The organism is Streptomyces sp. NPDC050548 (assembly GCF_044457385.1).
Lineage (GTDB): Bacteria > Actinomycetota > Actinomycetes > Streptomycetales > Streptomycetaceae > Streptomyces.
This window is the reverse complement of sequence record NZ_JBITGV010000022.1, coordinates 65,764-84,548: the sequence shown is the minus strand read 5'-3', so window position 1 is coordinate 84,548 and position 18,785 is coordinate 65,764. Positions and strand designations below refer to the sequence as shown.

General features: G+C 68.5%; 19 protein-coding genes. All 19 read left to right on the top strand.

Annotated features, from left to right (window positions below):
• The first annotated feature begins 91 nt into the window (after nt 1–91).
• The 19 genes from ACIBJH_RS41180 (at nt 92) to ACIBJH_RS41090 (ending at nt 18,658) form a co-directional block, all read left to right on the top strand.
• Nucleotides 92–1,936 (top strand): trypsin-like serine protease, encoded by a 1,845-nt coding sequence (locus ACIBJH_RS41180; protein WP_399122069.1) that lies wholly within the window; start codon nt 92–94, stop codon nt 1,934–1,936.
• A 196-nt stretch (nt 1,937–2,132) separates the two neighbouring features.
• Nucleotides 2,133–3,269 carry an LCP family protein gene (locus ACIBJH_RS41175; protein WP_399122068.1) on the top strand — a complete coding sequence of 379 codons (1,137 nt, stop codon included), beginning with the start codon at nt 2,133–2,135 and terminating at the stop codon, nt 3,267–3,269.
• A 335-nt stretch (nt 3,270–3,604) separates the two neighbouring features.
• Nucleotides 3,605–3,829: a 50S ribosomal protein L31 gene (gene rpmE, locus ACIBJH_RS41170; RefSeq protein WP_019060712.1), complete on the top strand. Its 225-nt coding sequence runs from the start codon at nt 3,605–3,607 to the stop codon at nt 3,827–3,829.
• A gap of 108 nt (nt 3,830–3,937) precedes the next feature.
• Entirely contained in the window at nt 3,938–5,014 is a 1,077-nt protein-coding gene (gene prfA / locus ACIBJH_RS41165; RefSeq protein WP_093629136.1) for a peptide chain release factor 1, read from the top strand.
• Between the two features lie 68 nt (nt 5,015–5,082).
• Complete coding sequence (gene prmC, locus ACIBJH_RS41160) at nt 5,083–5,928, top strand: peptide chain release factor N(5)-glutamine methyltransferase (protein ID WP_399122067.1); 846 nt, start codon at nt 5,083–5,085, stop codon at nt 5,926–5,928.
• Between the two features lie 181 nt (nt 5,929–6,109).
• Nucleotides 6,110–6,757 carry an L-threonylcarbamoyladenylate synthase gene (locus ACIBJH_RS41155; protein WP_262063545.1) on the top strand — a complete coding sequence of 216 codons (648 nt, stop codon included), beginning with the start codon at nt 6,110–6,112 and terminating at the stop codon, nt 6,755–6,757.
• Nucleotides 6,754–7,422, top strand: coding sequence for a protein-tyrosine-phosphatase (locus ACIBJH_RS41150; RefSeq protein WP_200710996.1), 669 nt, complete (start codon nt 6,754–6,756; stop codon nt 7,420–7,422). The genes ACIBJH_RS41155 and ACIBJH_RS41150 overlap by 4 nt, the downstream gene beginning before the upstream one ends.
• A 204-nt stretch (nt 7,423–7,626) precedes the next feature.
• Nucleotides 7,627–7,797, top strand: coding sequence for a hypothetical protein (locus ACIBJH_RS41145; protein WP_399122066.1), 171 nt, complete (start codon nt 7,627–7,629; stop codon nt 7,795–7,797).
• A gap of 115 nt (nt 7,798–7,912) precedes the next feature.
• Nucleotides 7,913–9,151 (top strand): serine hydroxymethyltransferase, encoded by a 1,239-nt coding sequence (glyA, locus tag ACIBJH_RS41140; protein ID WP_399122065.1) that lies wholly within the window; start codon nt 7,913–7,915, stop codon nt 9,149–9,151.
• Nucleotides 9,152–9,280: 129 nt separating this feature from the next.
• Complete coding sequence (locus ACIBJH_RS41135) at nt 9,281–10,600, top strand: MraY family glycosyltransferase (RefSeq protein ID WP_399122064.1); 1,320 nt, start codon at nt 9,281–9,283, stop codon at nt 10,598–10,600.
• Nucleotides 10,601–10,894: 294 nt separating this feature from the next.
• Nucleotides 10,895–11,308: a hypothetical protein gene (locus ACIBJH_RS41130; RefSeq protein WP_399122063.1), complete on the top strand. Its 414-nt coding sequence runs from the start codon at nt 10,895–10,897 to the stop codon at nt 11,306–11,308.
• Nucleotides 11,309–11,518: 210 nt separating this feature from the next.
• Nucleotides 11,519–12,355, top strand: coding sequence for a F0F1 ATP synthase subunit A (gene atpB, locus ACIBJH_RS41125; RefSeq protein ID WP_399122137.1), 837 nt, complete (start codon nt 11,519–11,521; stop codon nt 12,353–12,355).
• A gap of 73 nt (nt 12,356–12,428) precedes the next feature.
• On the top strand, nt 12,429–12,677 hold the full coding sequence (locus tag ACIBJH_RS41120) for a F0F1 ATP synthase subunit C (protein ID WP_067003022.1): 249 nt from the start codon (nt 12,429–12,431) through the stop codon (nt 12,675–12,677).
• 37 nt (nt 12,678–12,714) lie between these two features.
• Complete coding sequence (locus ACIBJH_RS41115) at nt 12,715–13,260, top strand: F0F1 ATP synthase subunit B (protein ID WP_399122062.1); 546 nt, start codon at nt 12,715–12,717, stop codon at nt 13,258–13,260.
• A 2-nt stretch (nt 13,261–13,262) separates the two neighbouring features.
• Nucleotides 13,263–14,078 (top strand): F0F1 ATP synthase subunit delta, encoded by an 816-nt coding sequence (locus ACIBJH_RS41110; RefSeq protein WP_399122136.1) that lies wholly within the window; start codon nt 13,263–13,265, stop codon nt 14,076–14,078.
• 130 nt (nt 14,079–14,208) lie between these two features.
• Nucleotides 14,209–15,798, top strand: coding sequence for a F0F1 ATP synthase subunit alpha (gene atpA, locus ACIBJH_RS41105; protein ID WP_399122061.1), 1,590 nt, complete (start codon nt 14,209–14,211; stop codon nt 15,796–15,798).
• A 21-nt stretch (nt 15,799–15,819) separates the two neighbouring features.
• Nucleotides 15,820–16,737: a F0F1 ATP synthase subunit gamma gene (locus tag ACIBJH_RS41100; protein ID WP_399122060.1), complete on the top strand. Its 918-nt coding sequence runs from the start codon at nt 15,820–15,822 to the stop codon at nt 16,735–16,737.
• Nucleotides 16,737–18,173 (top strand): F0F1 ATP synthase subunit beta, encoded by a 1,437-nt coding sequence (gene atpD / locus ACIBJH_RS41095; protein ID WP_019073172.1) that lies wholly within the window; start codon nt 16,737–16,739, stop codon nt 18,171–18,173. Before ACIBJH_RS41100 ends, atpD begins: the two co-directional genes overlap by 1 nt.
• A gap of 110 nt (nt 18,174–18,283) precedes the next feature.
• Nucleotides 18,284–18,658, top strand: a complete 375-nt coding sequence (locus tag ACIBJH_RS41090) for a F0F1 ATP synthase subunit epsilon (protein ID WP_359602173.1) — start codon at nt 18,284–18,286, stop codon at nt 18,656–18,658.
• The last annotated feature ends 127 nt before the right edge of the window (nt 18,659–18,785 follow it).

Genomic DNA, 18,785 nt, shown 5'->3' with positions numbered 1-18,785 from the left:
AGTGCCCCGCTGTAGGATCGCGCTCTTCGGACTCGCTTTCGACGATCGTCCGAACTTCTGATCCCGAGGGGGGACTTGAATGGGTACGCCCATGCCTGGGGCCGGTCGGCACAGACGCCGGATACGTTTCGCCCTGCCCGTCGCCGCGGCCGCTGTAGCCGCCGCCGTGACCGCCGCGGTGCTGACGACGTCCGCCGGTGCCGCCACCGCGCTGCCGACGCCGACCGCGAAGCCCGTCGTCAGCCAGCCGTCGCTCGCCACGCTGAAGAAGCGCATCGCGGGCGCCGAGGCCGGTGACGACATCGCCGGCCAGACGACCACCAAGAAGTCGTCCCGGAGTGCGAGCACCACCGCCACGACCGCCAGCCCGAGGATCATCGGCGGCACGACGACGACCATCAGCGCCGCGCCGTACATGGCGCAGCTCTGGTACTACGACGACAAGGGCACCGCCGACGAGGCCGACGACCTCGGCTTCTTCTGCGGCGGCTCGGTCATCTCGCCGTCGAAGATCCTGACCGCCTCGCACTGCGTCAAGGGCTACAACTGGGCCAAGTACGGCACGGTCGTCACCAGCGCCACCGTGCTGCCGACCACCGACGCCGACGGCAACCTCGACCTGCACGGCGGCCAGGCCACCGCGGTCCTGCGGCAGTGGAACCACCCGTCGTACAACGCGACGACGATCGACAACGACGTGGCGGTCCTCACCCTGGGGGCGCCCGTCAAGGCGACCCCGATCCGCATGACGACGAACACCGACACCACGTCGTACACGGGCACGGCCGCCAAGACCGCCAAGGTCTACGGCTGGGGCCGTACCAGCTCCTCGTCGGAGGACATCTCCGAGACGCTGAAGACGGCCTCGCTGCCGATCCAGTCGGACGCCACCTGCGCCGCCGCCTACGGCAGCCTGTACATCAAGGGTCACAACGTCTGCGCGGGCGAGCCCGCCACCGGCAGTGACACCACCACGACGGCCATCTGCAACGGCGACTCCGGCGGCCCGCTGGTCGTCGCCGGCCGGATCGTCGGTGTCGTCTCCTGGAGCGCCGACGACGGTGACGCCACCACGGTCAACGACTGTGTCGTCGAAGGCACCTACGGCGTCTTCGCGAAGGTCAGCGCGTACGTCGGCGCGGCCTACGCGCAGGTCGACGACGGCAACCTGAGCTACACCGACAACAAGGCCGACATCTTCGCCCGCAAGTCCTCCACCAAGGTGGGCTACGAGCTGGACTCCAAGGGCACCTCACTGGCCACCCGCCAGTCCCTGGGCGACTGGGGCGGCGTCAACCTGGTCCGGTCCGCCGACCTGAACCGGGACGGCTTCCAGGACTACGTCTACCGGACCACCGACGGCGCGGTCTACTGGGACCACTTCGCGCTCAACAGCGCGCGCGACGACGGCAGTTGGGTCAGCACGAAGATCTTCACCAACTGGAAGACCCGCACCCGGATCATCGCCCCCGGCGATGTCACCGGCGACTACCTGCCCGACCTGATCTCGGTCGACAGCTCCGGTGTCCTGTGGATCTACCCCGGCAAGGGCAACGGCACCTTCAGCTCGCCGTCGCGGGTCGGCGCGGGCTGGAGCCAGTACAACGCGCTCGTCGGCAAGGGCGACTTCAACGGCGACGGCAAGGCCGACCTGATCGCCCGCAACAAGAGCACCGGCGCCGTCTACCTGTACAAGGGCGCCGGCAAGTCCGGCTCGGGTGCCTTCGCGGCCCGCATCAAGGTGCGCAGCTGGGCCAGCTACAACGCCTTCGACGCGGTCGGCGACTTCACCGGCGACGGCAAGGCGGACCTCCTGATCCGCAACGCCAGCGGCTCGCTGTACGTGTACCCGGGTACCGGCAAGGCGACCAGCGAGATCTTCGGCACACCGAAGTCACTTGGTACCGGTTTCCAGCAGTACGACATCTTCGGGTGAAATAGCAGGTGAGCGGCGCATGACCCGCTGACGTGACTACACAGAGTGCCCATCGCCGTACGCGATGGGCACTCTGCGTTGTGCAACCCTTTGTCGAGTTTCCCCGTCTGACCAGGCGGACGAAAATGGAGCGGTACTGACCGCGCCTGACCCTGAAAGCAGGGGGTAACCGACCGGACGAGAGACCGAGGAGCCCATGTCCGCCGAGAGCACGCCGGAGCCCGCTATACCGGGCAAGGACGGCAACAGCGGCCCGCGTCACCGCGCCGGAGGCCGCAAGCAGAAGAACCGCAGTCCTCGCCACAGGGCCCTGATGATCACGGCCTGGGTCGCCGGAGGCGTCCTGGTGCTGGGCGGTACCGGCGCGGGATACGTGTACTTCAAGCTCAACGGCAACATCAAGAGCGTCGACATCAACCAGGCCCTCGGCACCGACCGGCCGGTCAAGGTCGACAACGGCTCCGAGAACATCCTCGTCCTGGGCTCCGACTCCCGCTCCGGCACCAACAAGAAGCTGGGCGGCGGCACCGACGACGGCAGCGCCCGCTCCGACACCGCGATGATCATCCACGTCTACAAGGGCCACAAGAAGGCCAGCGTGGTGTCCATTCCGCGCGACACCCTCGTCGACCGGCCCGAGTGCACCGACACCAAGGGCGTCACCCACGACGCGGCCTCCGGCGTGATGTTCAACGAGGCGTACTCGACCGGCGGCGCCGCCTGCACGGTGAAGACCGTCGAGTCCATCTCAGGTCTGCGCATGGACCACTACCTCGAAGTCGACTTCGCCGGCTTCGAGAAGCTCATCAACGAGCTGGGCGGCGTCCAGATCACCACCACCAAGGACATCAAGGACACGAAGAGCCACCTGGACCTCAAGGCCGGCAAGCACACGCTCAACGGCTCGCAGGCCCTCGGCCTGGTCCGCACCCGGCACGGCGTCGGCGACGGCTCCGACCTCGGCCGCATCCAGCTCCAGCAGGCGTTCATCAAGGCCCTGGTCAACCAGGTCAAGCACGTCGGCCTCCTGACCAGCCCGACCAAGCTCTTCGACCTCGCCAACACCGCCACACAGGCCGTCACCACCGACTCCGACCTCGGCTCGGTGAACTCCCTCACGTCCTTCGCCAACGGCCTCAAGGGCATCAGCTCCGCCGACATGACCATGGTCACGATGCCGGTCGAGTACGACCCGGCCAACCCGAACCGCGTGATCGTGGAGAAGGCCAAGGCCCAACTGGTCTGGACGGCCCTGAAGAACGACCGGCCGATACCGGCGGCGGCCTCCAAGGGCACGGCGACCGGCGAGGCCAAGGGTGTCGTGACGTCGTAGTTCGGCCGCGGGTGCGTTGTGGGGGGGGGGGGGGGGGGGGGGGGGGGGGGGGGGGGCGGATCAGAGACAGCCACACACACGGCGGGTGGGGCGGGGCGCGGGGGGGGCGCGGGCCCCCCCCCCCGCGCGCCCGCGCGGGGGCCCCCCCCCCCCCCCCCCCCCCCCCCCCCCCCCCCCCCCCCCCCCCCCCCCCCCACCGGCCCGCAGGGAATAGATCACCTAGACCCCCCGTTTTGGGGGATGGCGCCAGTCCTGGCAGACTGGACAGTCGGCCCCGGTTCACGCCCCGCAAACCCGCGGAGCGACCCGGCGCCCTCCCGAACCTAGGAGACACCTTGAAGCGCGAGATCCACCCCGAGTACGTCGAGACCCAGGTCAGCTGCACCTGTGGCGCGTCGTTCACCACCCGCAGCACGATCACGAGCGGCAACATCCGCGCCGAGGTCTGCTCCGAGTGCCACCCGTTCTACACGGGCAAGCAGAAGATCCTCGACACCGGTGGCCGCGTGGCCCGCTTCGAGGCCCGCTTCGGCAAGGCTGCTGCCGGCTCCACGAAGTAGCGAGCTTCAATTTCGCCGGTCCACGGCCACGCCCTGCTTACAGGCGTGCCGGGACCGGCGTTTTTGGTCGCCCGCCTTCCCTTTCTTCACGCATTTCAGGAGCCCAAGATGTTCGAGGCTGTCGAGGACCTCATCGGCGAGCACGCCGACCTTGAGAAGAAGCTCGCCGACCCGTCGGTCCACGCCGACCAGGCCAACGCGCGCAAGCTGAACAAGCGCTACGCCGAGCTCACCCCGATCGTCGCCACGTACCGCTCCTGGAAGCAGACCGGCGACGACATCGAGACCGCGCGTGAACTCGGCGCCGACGACCCGGAGTTCGCGGCCGAGGTCAAGGAGCTGGAGAAGCAGCGCGACGAGATCACGGAGAAGCTGCGGCTGCTGCTGGTGCCGCGTGACCCCAACGACGACAAGGACGTGATCCTTGAGGTCAAGGCGGGCGCGGGCGGCGACGAGTCCGCCCTGTTCGCCGGTGACCTGCTGCGCATGTACCTGCGGTACGCGGAGCGCGTCGGCTGGAAGACCGAGATCATCGACGCCACCGAGTCCGAGCTGGGCGGCTACAAGGACGTCCAGGTCGCGGTGAAGACCAAGGGTGGCAACGGCGCGACCGAGCCCGGCCAGGGTGTCTGGGCCCGCCTGAAGTACGAGGGCGGCGTGCACCGCGTGCAGCGCGTGCCGGCGACCGAGTCCGCGGGGCGTATCCACACCTCGGCGGCCGGTGTCCTGGTCACCCCCGAGGCGGAGGAGGTCGACGTGGAGATCAACCCGAACGACCTCCGCATCGACGTCTACCGCTCCTCCGGTCCCGGCGGCCAGTCCGTCAACACGACCGACTCCGCGGTGCGCATCACGCACATTCCGACCGGAGTCGTCGCCTCCTGCCAGAACGAGAAGAGCCAGCTGCAGAACAAGGAGCAGGCGATGCGTATCCTGCGCTCCAGGCTGCTCGCCGCGGCACAGGAGGAAGCGGAGAAGAACGCCGCCGACGCCCGCCGCAGCCAGGTCCGCACGGTCGACCGCTCCGAGAAGATCCGTACGTACAACTTCCCGGAGAACCGCATCTCGGACCACCGCGTCGGATTCAAGGCGTACAACCTTGACCAGGTCCTGGACGGCGACCTCGACGCGATGATCCAGGCTTGCGTCGACGCGGACTCGGCCGCCAAGCTCGCGGCGGCGTAACACGAGGTCGTAACACCACGGCACGCACGGCACGTTGGGCACGGACGAGTACGACACGGAGGACTTGCGTGAACCTGCTGCTAGCAGAGGTGGCCCAGGCCACCCAGCGGCTGGCCGACGCCGGCGTGCCCTCGCCGCGCAACGACGCGGAGGAGCTCGCCGCGTTCGTGCACGGTGTGAAGCGGGGCGAGCTGCACTCCGTGAAGGACGTGGACTTCGACGCCCGCTACTGGGAGACCATCGCCCGCCGCGAGCAGCGTGAGCCGCTCCAGCACATCACCGGCCGTGCCTTCTTCCGCTACCTGGAACTCCAGGTCGGGCCAGGGGTGTTCGTGCCGCGCCCCGAGACCGAGTCGGTCGTCGGCTGGGCCATAGACGCGGTCCGCGCGATGGACGTCGTGGAGCCGCTGATCGTGGACCTCTGCACCGGATCCGGCGCCATCGCGCTCGCCCTCGCGCAGGAGGTCCCGCGCTCCCGGGTGCACGCCGTGGAGCTGTCCGAGGACGCCCTCCAGTGGACCCGCAAGAACATGGAGGGGTCGCGGGTCGACCTGCGGCAGGGCAACGCCCTGGACGCCTTCCCCGACCTCGACGGCCATGTCGACCTGGTCATCTCCAACCCGCCGTACATCCCGCTCACGGAGTGGGAGTACGTGGCACCCGAGGCCCGCGACTACGACCCCGAACTCGCCCTGTTCTCGGGCGAGGACGGCCTCGACCTGATCCGCGGCATCGAACGCACCGCACACCGACTCCTGCGCCCCGGCGGGGTCGTCGTCATCGAGCACGCCGACACCCAGGGCGGCCAGGTGCCGTGGATCTTCACCGAGGAACGTGGCTGGGCCGACGCGGCCGACCACCCCGATCTCAACAACCGCCCGCGCTTCGCGACCGCCCGCAAGGCCATGCCATGACAGCAGCGTTCGCTACGGCAGCAGCGAGTGAGCCGAAGGGGCGCGTCGGTGTCGAGGGCGCTGGGGGTCCCCCCTCTGGGGGAGCGCGGAGGCCCGCAGGGTCGAGCACGGTCGCGGTCTCGACACCGACAACAGGCGCCCCGGAGGCGAACCGAGCTACGAAAAAAGGAGACCGCTAGACATGGCACGGCGATACGACACCAATGACGCGACCGACCGCACGACGGGTCTGCGCGAGGCCGCGTCCGCCGTCCGCCGGGGCGAACTCGTGGTCCTGCCGACCGACACGGTCTACGGCATCGGGGCCGACGCGTTCACCTCGGAGGCCGTCGCCGATCTCCTGGACGCCAAGGGCCGGGGCCGCAACATGCCCACGCCCGTCCTCATCGGCTCCCCGAACACCCTGCACGGCCTCGTCACGGACTTCTCCGAGCTGGCCTGGGAACTCGTCGACGCGTTCTGGCCGGGCGCCCTCACGCTGGTCGCCAAGCACCAGCCGTCCCTGCAGTGGGACCTGGGGGACACCCGGGGCACGGTCGCCATCCGTATGCCGCTGCACCCCGTCGCCATCGAGCTGCTGACGGAGGTCGGCCCGATGGCGGTCTCCTCCGCGAACCTCACGGGCCACCCCGCGCCGGAGGACTGCGACGCCGCGCAGCAGATGCTCGGCGACTCGGTCTCCGTGTACCTCGACGGCGGTCCCACCCCCGGCAACGTGCCGTCGTCGATCGTCGACGTCACGCGCGAGGTGCCGCTGCTGCTGCGGGCCGGCGCGATCTCGGCCGAGGAGCTGCGGAAGGTCGTCCCCGACCTTGAGGTGGCGAATTGACAGCCCCTGACGCGGGGCGTGGCATAGGCAACGGGGAAGTGACGGGGACCTTCGGGCTCCCCATGGACAGCTTCCGCATCCTCCACGTCAGCACCGGCAACGTGTGCCGCTCGCCGATCACCGAGCGGCTGACCCGTCATGCCCTGGCGGACCGGCTCGGCGACCCGCTGTGGGGCGGGCTCATCGTGGAGAGCGCCGGCACCTGGGGCCATGAGGGCGCACCCATGGAGACCAACGCGGCGACCGTCCTCACCGACTTCGGCGCGGACCCCTCCGGGTTCACCGGCCGCGAGCTGCTCGACGACCACGTGATCCGCGCCGACCTGGTGCTCACCGCCACCCGGGACCACCGCCAACAGGTCATCTCCATGGGCCACTCGGCGGGCCTGCGCACCTTCACCCTCAAGGAGTTCACCCGCCTGGTGAAGGCGATCGACCCGGCCACCCTCCCACCCCTGGAAGACGGCATGGTGGCCCGCGCCCGCGCCCTGGTCCGCGCAGCGGCAGCCCTCCGAGGCTGGCTCCTGGCCCCCACAGCAGAAGCGGACGAGGTCTTCGACCCCTACGGCGCCCCCCTCCCGTTCTTCCGCTCCATCGGAGACGAGATAAACCAGGCGATCGATCCGGTGGTCACGGCGTTGACGGGGGTTTCCGCGCGGACGTGATCCGGCGGTCGTGGTGTTCGCGGGTGTGCTCGGGCGGACTTGATCCGGCGGGAGCGGGGCCGGCGAGGGCCACTGCGGAGCGGTTGTTCCGGCGGGCCGAGTCGGAGTCGCCCGCCGCGGAGCGGCTGATGTGGCTGGACCAGGTGATCGATCCGGTGGTGACGGCGGTTGCAGGGGTTTTCGCGCGGACTTGATCCGGCGGTCGTGGCTCGCGCGGATGTGTTCCGGCGGGAGCGGGGAGTCGGCGGGGGTTTCCTGCGCGGGCCGGTCCGGCGGGCCGAGGCGGCGGCGCCCGCCGCGGAGCGGCTGATGTGGCTGGACCAGGTGATCGATCCGGTGGTCACGGCGGTTACAGGGGTTTTCGCGCGGACTTGATCCGGTGGCCACCGCGTTCACGGGTGTGTCCGTGAAGACCTGACAACGGTCGCGCGTCCCACCCGTCCCGGGCCTACATTGGACGTACGTCACCGTCGACGGCTCGGAGTCCACCATGTCGGTCACCCCTGTCCTTGAGGCCGATGTCCTGCGCCGGCAGGACCCCGAGCTGGCCGAGATCCTGCTCGGGGAGCTGACCCGGCAGTCGACGACGCTCCAGCTGATCGCCGCCGAGAACTTCACCTCGCCCGCCGTGCTGGCCGCCCTCGGCTCCCCGCTCGCCAACAAGTACGCCGAGGGCTACCCCGGCGCCCGTCACCACGGCGGCTGCGAGATCGTCGACGTCGCCGAGCGCGTCGCCGTGGACCGCGCGAAGGCGCTGTTCGGCGCCGAGCACGCCAACGTGCAGTCCCACTCCGGCTCTTCGGCCGTACTGGCCGCGTACGCGGCCCTGCTGCGGCCCGGTGACACCGTCCTCGCGCTGGGGCTGCCGTACGGCGGTCATCTCACGCACGGGTCGCCCGCGAACTTCTCCGGGCGGTGGTTCGACTTCGTGGGGTACGGCGTGGATGCCGAGACCGGGCTCATCGACCACGACCAGGTGCGCGCCCTCGCCCGTACGCACCGCCCCAAGGCGATCGTGTGCGGCTCCATCGCCTACCCCCGCCACATCGACTACGCCCTCTTCCGCGAGGTCGCCGACGAGGTGGGCGCCTATCTCATCGCGGACGCCGCCCACCCCATCGGCCTGGTCGCCGGGGGAGCGGCGCCGAACCCGGTGCCGTACGCCGATGTCGTCTGTGCCACCACGCACAAGGTGCTGCGCGGGCCGCGCGGCGGGATGCTGCTGTGCGGGAGCGAGCTGGCCGAGCGCGTGGACCGGGCCGTTTTCCCGTTCACCCAGGGCGGTGCGCAGATGAACACCATCGCGGCGAAGGCCGTCGCGTTCGGCGAGGCGGCCACGCCGGCCTTCACGGCGTACGCCCATCAGGTGGTCGCCAACGCCCGGGTGCTCGCGGCCGGACTGGAGGCGGAGGGGATGGTCGTCACCACGGGCGGCACCGACACTCATCTGATCACCGTCGACCCGATGCCCCTCGGTGTCGACGGACGCACCGCGCGCGGGCGGCTGGCCGCCGCCGGAGTGGTTCTGGACTGCTGTGCGCTGCCGCACGGCGAGGCCCGTGGCCTGCGGCTCGGTACGGCCGCGGTGACCACGCAGGGCATGGGTGAGGTGGAGATGGCGCGGATCGGCGCGCTGCTCGCGGGGGTGCTGCGGGAGAAGGTGGAGAGCCGGAAGGCGCGTGACGAAGTGCGGGATCTTGTGGGTGGATTCCTGCCGTATCCGGGCTGAACGGGGGTACCCGGACCCAGGTACACAGCCACACGTGCAACCATCGTCGCTACCCGGAAGTCCCCAACCATATGCGTCCCTCGCTAGGGTGTGGGGCTGTGATGGCCAGCGAGACCTGTGGGGAAGCCTGTGCGTGAATACCTGCTGACGCTCTGCGTGACGGCCGCGGTGACGTATCTGCTGACCGGGCCGGTGCGGAAGTTCGCGATCGTGGCCGGGGCGATGCCGGAGATCAGGGCCCGTGACGTGCACCGGGAACCCACTCCGCGGCTCGGCGGTATCGCCATGTTCTTCGGTCTGTGCGCCGGTCTGCTGGTCGCGGACCATCTGACCAACCTCAGCGAGGTCTTCAAGAACTCGAACGAGCCGCGGGCGCTGCTCTCCGGCGCGGCCCTGATCTGGCTGATCGGTGTCCTGGACGACAAGTTCGAGATCGACGCCCTGATCAAGCTGGGCGGCCAGATGATCGCCGCCGGCGTGATGGTGATGCAGGGTCTGACGATCCTGTGGCTGCCGATCCCGTTCGTCGGCAACGTGGCGCTGACCCAGTGGCAGGGCACCCTGCTCACGGTCGCCCTGGTCGTCATCACCATCAACGCGGTCAACTTCGTCGACGGCCTCGACGGCCTCGCGGCCGGCATGGTGTGCATCGCCGCCGCCGCGTTCTTCCTGTACGCCTACCGCATCTGGTACTCGTACGGCATCGAGGCCGCCGCCCCGGCCACGCTCTTCTCGGCGATCCTGATGGGCATGTGCATCGGCTTCCTGCCGCACAACATGCATCCCGCGCGGATCTTCATGGGCGACTCCGGCTCGATGCTGATCGGCCTGGTGCTGTCCGCGGGTGCGATCTCCATCACGGGACAGGTCGACCCGGACGCGCTGCAGCTGTTCCTGAAGTCGGAGAAGGCGGCCGTGCACTCGACGGTGCCCGTCTACATCCCGCTGCTGCTGCCGCTGACGATCATCGCGGTGCCGACCGCCGACCTGGTGCTGGCGATCGTGCGCCGCACCTGGAAGGGCCAGTCGCCGTTCGCCGCGGACCGCGGCCATCTGCACCACCGGCTCCTGGAGATCGGCCACTCGCACAGCCGGGCGGTGCTGATCATGTACTTCTGGTCGGCGCTGATCGCGTTCGGCGCCCTGGCCTACTCGGTCAACTCGGCCTCGATGTGGATCGTCCTCGGCATCGTCTTCCTGAGCGCGGTCGGTCTGGTGCTGCTTCTGCTGCCGCGCTTCACCCCGCGCGCCCCGCGGTGGGCCGAGTACCTGGTGCCGCCGCGTTATCGGCGTCGCAGGGCGGCAGTTGAGCCCGTGGTGGTGCTGGCGGAGGAGTGCCGCGATCCGCGTCCGCCGGTTGTCGCCGGAGTGTCAGGAGTCAACGGGGCGACCGCTGTCGGCGCCCGTTCGCGTCTCCTGGACGGACGTAAAGCCGAGTCCTCGCGCTGACGCCAAGGTAAGAATCTGACTAAAGCGTTGCCATCCCGTGGGCAGACAAAGTCTCCCCATACCAGACAAGTTGGCCGCTATTTTGCACAGACGCGCACTGTCACTCTCATGTGTGACAGCAAGCACACCTTCTAGGTAAAGACCGCATCAAATAGTTTGTGATACGGTTCACGAGAACCCGGGACAGAGCCGAAGGACCGTAGTGCGAGGGTCCATTGGCGTGAGGTTCTCTCTCATCCCGGGACTACGCTCGTCCATGACGACACGCCCCCCTTAGCAAGCGGAGTTGCCGCCATGCCGTCCAATGACGCCCGGATTCTCCTTCAGGCCGCTGTGCCCACAGCTGCCGTCGGCGCGATTGCCGCCGTCGTCAGTGGTGTGGTCGCCGGCGGTAAAGGAGCTATTGGGGCAGCCGTTGCGACGCTGATCGTGATCCTCTTCATGGGAATCGGGCTCTACGTTCTGCAGCGCACTGCCAAATCGCTTCCGCAGCTCTTCCAGATGATGGGCCTGATGCTCTACGCGGCCCAGCTCCTGCTGCTGTTCATCTTCATGGCCGCGTTCAAGAACACGACGCTGTTCAATCCCCGGGCCTTCGCCATCGTGCTCGTGGTCGCCACGCTCACCTGGATCGCCGCCCAGACTCGCGCCCACATGAAGGCCAAGATCCTCTACGTCGAGCCCGACAAGACCGGGCAGTCGTCGTGAGAGGTAGGCCCGCGATAAAGGCGCGCGAGAGATGCTGCTATCGTCCGGTGCCAACTGCGGCATCGCGGGCGCGGGCATCTGAGCTGACGCCTGCTCAATCGCGAGGCGAGATGCCCCCCAGCCGCCCCCACATCCGTAACACCAGTCCCGTGCCGAACTGCGGCCGTGCGCCGCGCCGACACCACGAGGTTGCCGTACCCATGCGCCATGATGAAGGAGCCCGCGGTGAGTGCTGACCCGACGCAGACGCTCGCTTTCGACACGAGCTGTCACCTGTTCGACGGGTGTGGCTTCCCGGCTCCGGGCCTGCACTCGTTCCTGTTCGAGCCGCTCTTCGGTGACGCGGACAGCAACGTGTACTTCAACAAGACGATGCTGCTGGCGCTGCTCGGGTCGATCGTCATCGTGGGCTTCTTCTGGGCCGCCTTCGCCCGCCCGAAGGTCGTCCCGGGCAAGCTCCAGATGGTCGCCGAGGCCGGCTACGACTTCGTCCGGCGGGGTGTCGTCTACGAGACCATCGGCAAGAAGGAAGGCGAGAAGTACGTTCCGTTCGTCGTCTCGCTGTTCTTCTTCGTCTGGGTGATGAACCTCTGGTCGATCGTTCCGCTCGCCCAGTTCCCCGTCACCGCGATCATCTCCTACCCCGCCGTCCTGGCCGGCCTGGTGTACATCACCTGGGTCTCGCTGACCTTCAAGCGGCACGGTTTCGTCGGGGCGTTCAAGAACTTCACCGGCTACGACAAGTCGCTCGGCGCGGTTCTCCCGCTGTCGATGACGATCGAGCTCTTCTCGAACCTGCTCGTGCGGCCCTTTACCCACGCAGTCCGGCTCTTCGCCAACATGTTCGCCGGCCACACCCTGCTGCTGCTCTTCACGATCGCCAGCTGGTACATGCTGAACGGCATCGGCATCGCCTACTCCGCCGTGTCGTTCGTGATGGTCATCGTGATGACCGCCTTCGAGCTCTTCATCCAGGCTGTTCAGGCCTACGTCTTCGTACTGCTGACCTGCAGCTTCATCCAGGGCGCGCTCGCCGAGTCCCACTGAGCACCCTGTCTGTCCGCCCATGACATCCGGTGGCCAACCCCCACCGGTCATTGAAAGAGAAGGAAGAACCGGCATGTCCGTTCTGCATGAGACCCTGGCCGCTGTCCAGATCAAGGGCAACCTCGGCTCCATCGGTTACGGCCTCGCCGCGATCGGCCCGGGCGTCGGCGTCGGCATCATCTTCGGTAACGGCACCCAGGCCCTCGCCCGCCAGCCCGAGGCGGCCGGCCTGATTCGCGCCAACCAGATCCTCGGCTTCGCCTTCTGTGAGGCGCTCGCCCTGATCGGTCTGGTCATGCCGTTCGTCTACCCGGCCTCCTGACCCGATCGCAGCGCACGTTTAGACGAAAGGCACTGATATGAGCCCCCTGGTTCAGCTGGCGGCGGAGGAGGCCGAGAACCCTCTCATCCCGCCGATCCCAGAGCTCGTCATCGGCCTGATCGCCTTCGTCATCGTCTTCGGCTTCCTCGCCAAGAAGCTCCTCCCGAACATCAACAAGGTTCTGGACGAGCGCCGCGAGGCCATCGAGGGCGGTATCGAGAAGGCCGAGGCCGCCCAGACCGAGGCCCAGAGCGTGCTTGAGCAGTACAAGGCTCAGCTCGCCGAGGCCCGGCACGAGGCCGCGCGTCTGCGCCAGGAGGCGCAGGAGCAGGGCGCCACGCTCATCGCCGAGATGCGCGCGGAAGGCCAGCGGCAGCGCGAGGAGATCGTCGCCGCCGGTCACACGCAGATCGAGGCAGACCGCAAGGCCGCCTCGCAGGCGCTGCGCCAGGACGTCGGCAAGCTCGCCACCGACCTGGCCGGCAAGCTCGTCGGCGAGTCCCTTGAGGACCACGCCCGGCAGAGCCGCGTCATCGACCGTTTCCTCGACGAGCTCGAAGAGAAGGCTGAGGCGGCTCGATGACAATGCACGGAGCGAGCCGCGAGGCTTTGGCAGCCGCACGCGAGCGTCTCGACGCGCTGACGGACTCCACGTCCGTGAACGCGACGCAGCTCGCCGACGAACTGGCCGCCGTCACCGCGCTGCTCGGCCGTGAGGTGTCGTTGCGTCGGGTCCTCACCGACCCGGCGCAGGACGGCGAGGCCAAGGCCCAGCTCGCCGAGCGCCTGCTCGGCGGTCAGGTCGGCGGCCCCGCCCTCGACCTGCTGTCCGGCCTGGTGCGCTCCCGCTGGTCGCAGTCCCGCGACCTGGTGGACGCGCTGGAGGAGCTGGCGGCCACCGCCGACCTCACCGCCGCCCAGCAGTCGGGCCAGCTCGACGACGTCGAGGACGAAGTGTTCCGGTTCGGCCGGATCGTCGCCTCGGACACCGGGCTGCGTGCCGCGCTGACCAACCGCGCGGCGGGCACCGCGGCCAAGAGCGAGCTGCTGAGCAGCCTGCTCGGCGGCCGGGCCAAGCCGGCGACCGAACGACTGGTGACGCGCCTTGTGACCGCGCCCCGGGGACGTAGCCTGGAAGCGGGACTCGAATCCCTGTCCAAGCTCGCCGCCGAGCGCCGCAGTCGCCTGGTCGCGGTCGTCACCACGGCGGTCCCGCTGAGCGACCCGCAGAAGCAGCGCCTGGGCGCCGCCCTCGCGAAGCTCTACGGCCGTCACATGCACCTGAACATCGACGTGGACCCCGAGGTCCTCGGCGGTATCCGGGTGCAGGTCGGCGACGAGGTCATCAACGGCTCCATCGCGGACCGCCTCGATGACGCCACCCGCCGCATGGCGAGCTAGCACCACCACAACAAAGACGTAGTAAGGCGGCCCGAGTTGGGCCGTGCAGAGGATTCACCTCGTTCAGGGGGGAGTCCCCCCATCCCCCCAAGTGAAACTTCGGGCCCAACAAGGAGAGCAGGGAACCCAGATGGCGGAGCTCACGATCCGGCCGGAGGAGATCCGGGACGCACTGGAGAACTTCGTCCAGTCGTACAAGCCGGACGCGGCCTCGCGCGAGGAGGTCGGTACGGTCACCCTTGCCGGCGACGGCATCGCGAAGGTCGAGGGCCTGCCCTCGGCCATGGCCAACGAACTGCTGAAGTTCGAGGACGGCACCCTCGGTCTCGCGCTCAACCTCGAAGAGCGTGAGATCGGTACCGTCATCCTCGGTGAGTTCAGCGGTGTCGAGGAGGGCCAGCCGGTCACCCGCACCGGAGAGGTCCTGTCCGTCGCCGTCGGCGAGGGCTACCTCGGCCGTGTCGTCGACCCGCTCGGCAACCCGATCGACGGCCTCGGCGAGATCGAGACCACCGGCCGCCGCGCGCTGGAGCTGCAGGCCCCGGGCGTCATGGTCCGCAAGTCGGTGCACGAGCCGATGGAGACCGGCTACAAGGCCGTCGACGCGATGACCCCGATCGGCCGCGGCCAGCGCCAGCTGATCATCGGCGACCGCCAGACGGGCAAGACCGCCCTGGCCGTCGACACGATCATCAACCAGCGCGACAACTGGCGCTCGGGCGACGTGAACAAGCAGGTCCGCTGCATCTACGTCGCCATCGGTCAGAAGGGCTCCACCATCGCCTCCGTGCGTGGTGCGCTCGAAGAGGCCGGCGCGCTGGAGTACACGACCATCGTCGCCGCCCCGGCGTCCGACCCGGCCGGCTTCAAGTACCTTGCGCCGTACACCGGTTCGGCGATCGGCCAGCACTGGATGTACGAGGGCAAGCACGTCCTCATCATCTTCGACGACCTCTCCAAGCAGGCCGACGCCTACCGCGCCGTGTCCCTCCTGCTGCGCCGTCCGCCGGGCCGCGAGGCCTACCCGGGTGACGTCTTCTACCTGCACTCCCGTCTGCTGGAGCGCTGCGCGAAGCTCTCCGACGAGATGGGCAAGGGCTCGATGACCGGTCTGCCGATCGTCGAGACCAAGGCCAACGACGTCTCGGCGTTCATCCCGACCAACGTCATCTCCATCACCGACGGCCAGTGCTTCCTGGAGTCGGACCTCTTCAACGCCGGTCAGCGCCCCGCGCTGAACGTCGGTATCTCCGTCTCCCGAGTCGGTGGTTCCGCGCAGCACAAGGCGATGAAGCAGGTCTCCGGCCGACTGCGCCTCGACCTCGCCCAGTACCGCGAGCTGGAGGCGTTCGCCGCCTTCGGTTCCGACCTGGACGCCGCGTCGAAGGCCCAGCTGGAGCGCGGTCAGCGGCTGGTCGAGCTGCTCAAGCAGCCGCAGTACCAGCCGATGCCCACCGAGGACCAGGTCGTCTCCGTGTGGTCCGCGACCACCGGCAAGATGGACGACGTACCGGTCGAGGACATCCGCCGCTTCGAGAAGGAGCTCCTGGAGTACCTGCACCGCAAGGAGCAGGGCCTCATGACCTCCATCAAGGAGGGCGGCAAGATGTCGGACGACACTCTCACCGCCGCCGCGGACGCGATCACCGAGTTCAAGAAGCAGTTCGAGACCTCGGACGGCAAGCTCCTCGGCGAGGACGCCCCGGCCGCGGCCAAGTGACGTAAGGAAGGGACCTGACTCATGGGAGCCCAGCTCCGGGTCTACAAGCGTCGCATCCGATCCGTCACCGCGACCAAGAAGATCACCAAGGCGATGGAGATGATCGCCGCCTCGCGCGTCGTCAAGGCGCACCGCAAGGTGCAGGCCTCGACGCCGTACGCGAAGGAACTGACGCGCGCGGTCACGGCGGTCGGTACGGGTTCGAACACCAGGCACCCGCTGACCACCGAGGCCGAGACGCCGACCCGTTCCGCTGTGCTGCTCCTCACGAGCGACCGCGGTCTGGCCGGTGCCTTCAACTCCAACGCCATCAAGGCGGCGGAGCAGCTGACCGCGCGTCTTGAGGCCGAGGGCAAGGAGGTCGACACGTACATCGTCGGCCGCCGCGGTGTCGCCCACTACAACTTCCGTGAGCGCAAGATCTCGGAGCAGTGGACCGGCTTCACCGACGAGCCCTCCTACGCGGACGCGAAGAAGGTCGCGGGTCCGCTCATCGAGGCCATCGAGAAGGACACGGCGGAGGGTGGTGTGGACGAACTCCACATCGTCTACACCGAGTTCATCTCGATGATGACGCAGACGCCGGTCGACAGCCGGCTGTTGCCCCTCAGCCTCGAAGAGGTCGCGGAGGAGGCTGCCCCCAAGGGCGAGATCCTTCCGCTGTACGACTTCGAGCCGTCGGCGGAGGACGTCCTGGACGCCCTCCTGCCGCGGTACGTCGAGAGCCGTATCTACAACGCGCTGCTCCAGTCGGCCGCCTCCAAGCACGCCGCCACCCGCCGCGCGATGAAGTCGGCGACCGACAACGCGGGAGACCTGATCACCACGCTCTCCCGTCTTGCCAACGCGGCCCGCCAGGCCGAAATCACCCAGGAAATCAGCGAGATCGTCGGTGGCTCCGCAGCCCTGGCCGACGCGACCGCGGGGAGTGACAAGTAATGACGACGACAGTTGAGACGGCCGTTGCCACGGGCCGCGTCGCCCGGGTCATCGGCCCGGTCGTCGACGTGGAGTTCCCCGTCGACGCGATGCCGGAGATCTACAACGCTCTGCACGTCGAGGTGGCCGACCCGGCCCTCGACGGCGCGAAGAAGACGCTGACCCTGGAGGTCGCCCAGCACCTGGGTGACGGCCTGGTCCGCACCATCTCGATGCAGCCCACCGACGGTCTGGTCCGCCAGGCCCCGGTCACCGACACCGGCGACGGCATCACCGTCCCGGTCGGCGACTTCACCAAGGGCAAGGTGTTCAACACCCTCGGCGAGGTGCTGAACAGCGACGAGAAGTACACGGGCGAGCGCTGGTCCATCCACCGCAAGGCCCCGCGCTTCGACGAGCTTGAGTCGAAGACCGAGATGTTCGAGACCGGCGTCAAGGTCATCGACCTGCTCACCCCGTACGTCAAGGGCGGCAAGATCGGCCTGTTCGGCGGTGCCGGCGTCGGCAAGACGGTGCTCATCCAGGAGATGATCTACCGTGTCGCCAACAACCACGACGGTGTCTCCGTGTTCGCCGGCGTCGGCGAGCGCACCCGTGAGGGCAACGACCTCATCGAGGAGATGGCCGACTCGGGTGTCATCGACAAGACGGCGCTTGTCTTCGGTCAGATGGACGAGCCCCCGGGCACCCGTCTGCGCGTGGCCCTGGCCGGTCTGACCATGGCGGAGTACTTCCGCGATGTGCAGAACCAGGACGTGCTGTTCTTCATCGACAACATCTTCCGCTTCACGCAGGCCGGTTCCGAGGTCTCGACCCTGCTTGGCCGTATGCCCTCCGCGGTGGGCTACCAGCCGAACCTGGCCGACGAGATGGGTCTCCTCCAGGAGCGCATCACCTCGACCCGCGGTCACTCGATCACCTCGATGCAGGCGATCTACGTCCCCGCGGACGACCTGACCGACCCGGCCCCGGCCACCACCTTCGCCCACCTCGACGCGACGACGGTTCTCTCCCGTCCGATCTCCGAGAAGGGCATCTACCCGGCCGTGGACCCGCTGGACTCCACGTCCCGCATCCTGGACCCCCGCTACATCGCGGCGGACCACTACAACACCGCGATGCGCGTCAAGACGGTCTTGCAGAAGTACAAGGACCTTCAGGACATCATCGCGATCCTCGGTATCGACGAGCTGGGCGAGGAGGACAAGCTCACCGTCCACCGTGCCCGTCGCGTGGAGCGCTTCCTGTCCCAGAACACCCACGTCGCCAAGCAGTTCACCGGCGTCGACGGGTCGGACGTCCCGCTGGACGAGTCGATCACCGCGTTCAACTCGATCATCGACGGCGAGTACGACCACTTCCCGGAGCAGGCGTTCTTCCTCTGCGGTGGCATCGAGGACCTGAAGGCGAACGCGAAGGAGCTGGGCGTCTCCTGACCCCGTGCTTCACCTGAGGGGGTGGGGCGTGTCCCACCCCCTCTCCCACGCCTACTAGAATTAAACCCACACCCGGCACGATCGCCGGGTGGTGACCCGAGGAGCCCACCTTGGCTGCTGAGCTGCATGTCGAGCTCGTCGCCGCGGACCGCCAGGTCTGGTCCGGCGAGGCCACCCTGGTCGTCGCGCGCACCACGTCCGGCGACATCGGCGTCATGCCCGGTCACCAGCCGCTGCTCGGTGTGCTGGAGTCGGGCCCGGTGACCATTCGTACGAGCGATGGTGGAACGGTCGTCGCCGCGGTGCACGGCGGTTTCATCTCGTTCGCGGACAACAAGCTGTCGCTGCTCGCCGAGATCGCCGAGCTGTCGGACGAGATCGACGTCCAGCGCGTGGAGCGCGAGCTGGAGCGGGCGAAGGCCGAGGGCGATGCCTCCGCCGAGCGCGCCGCGGACGTCCGACTGCGTGCGGTGGCGACCAACTGAGACCTGGCGCACCACGCGATGACGTGACTCAGCCGCGGGGGGGGGGGGGGGGGGGGGGGGGGGGGGGGCGGGGGGGGGGGGGGGGGGGGTTTTTTTTAAAACTACGCAGCGTCGGGACACGCGCCCC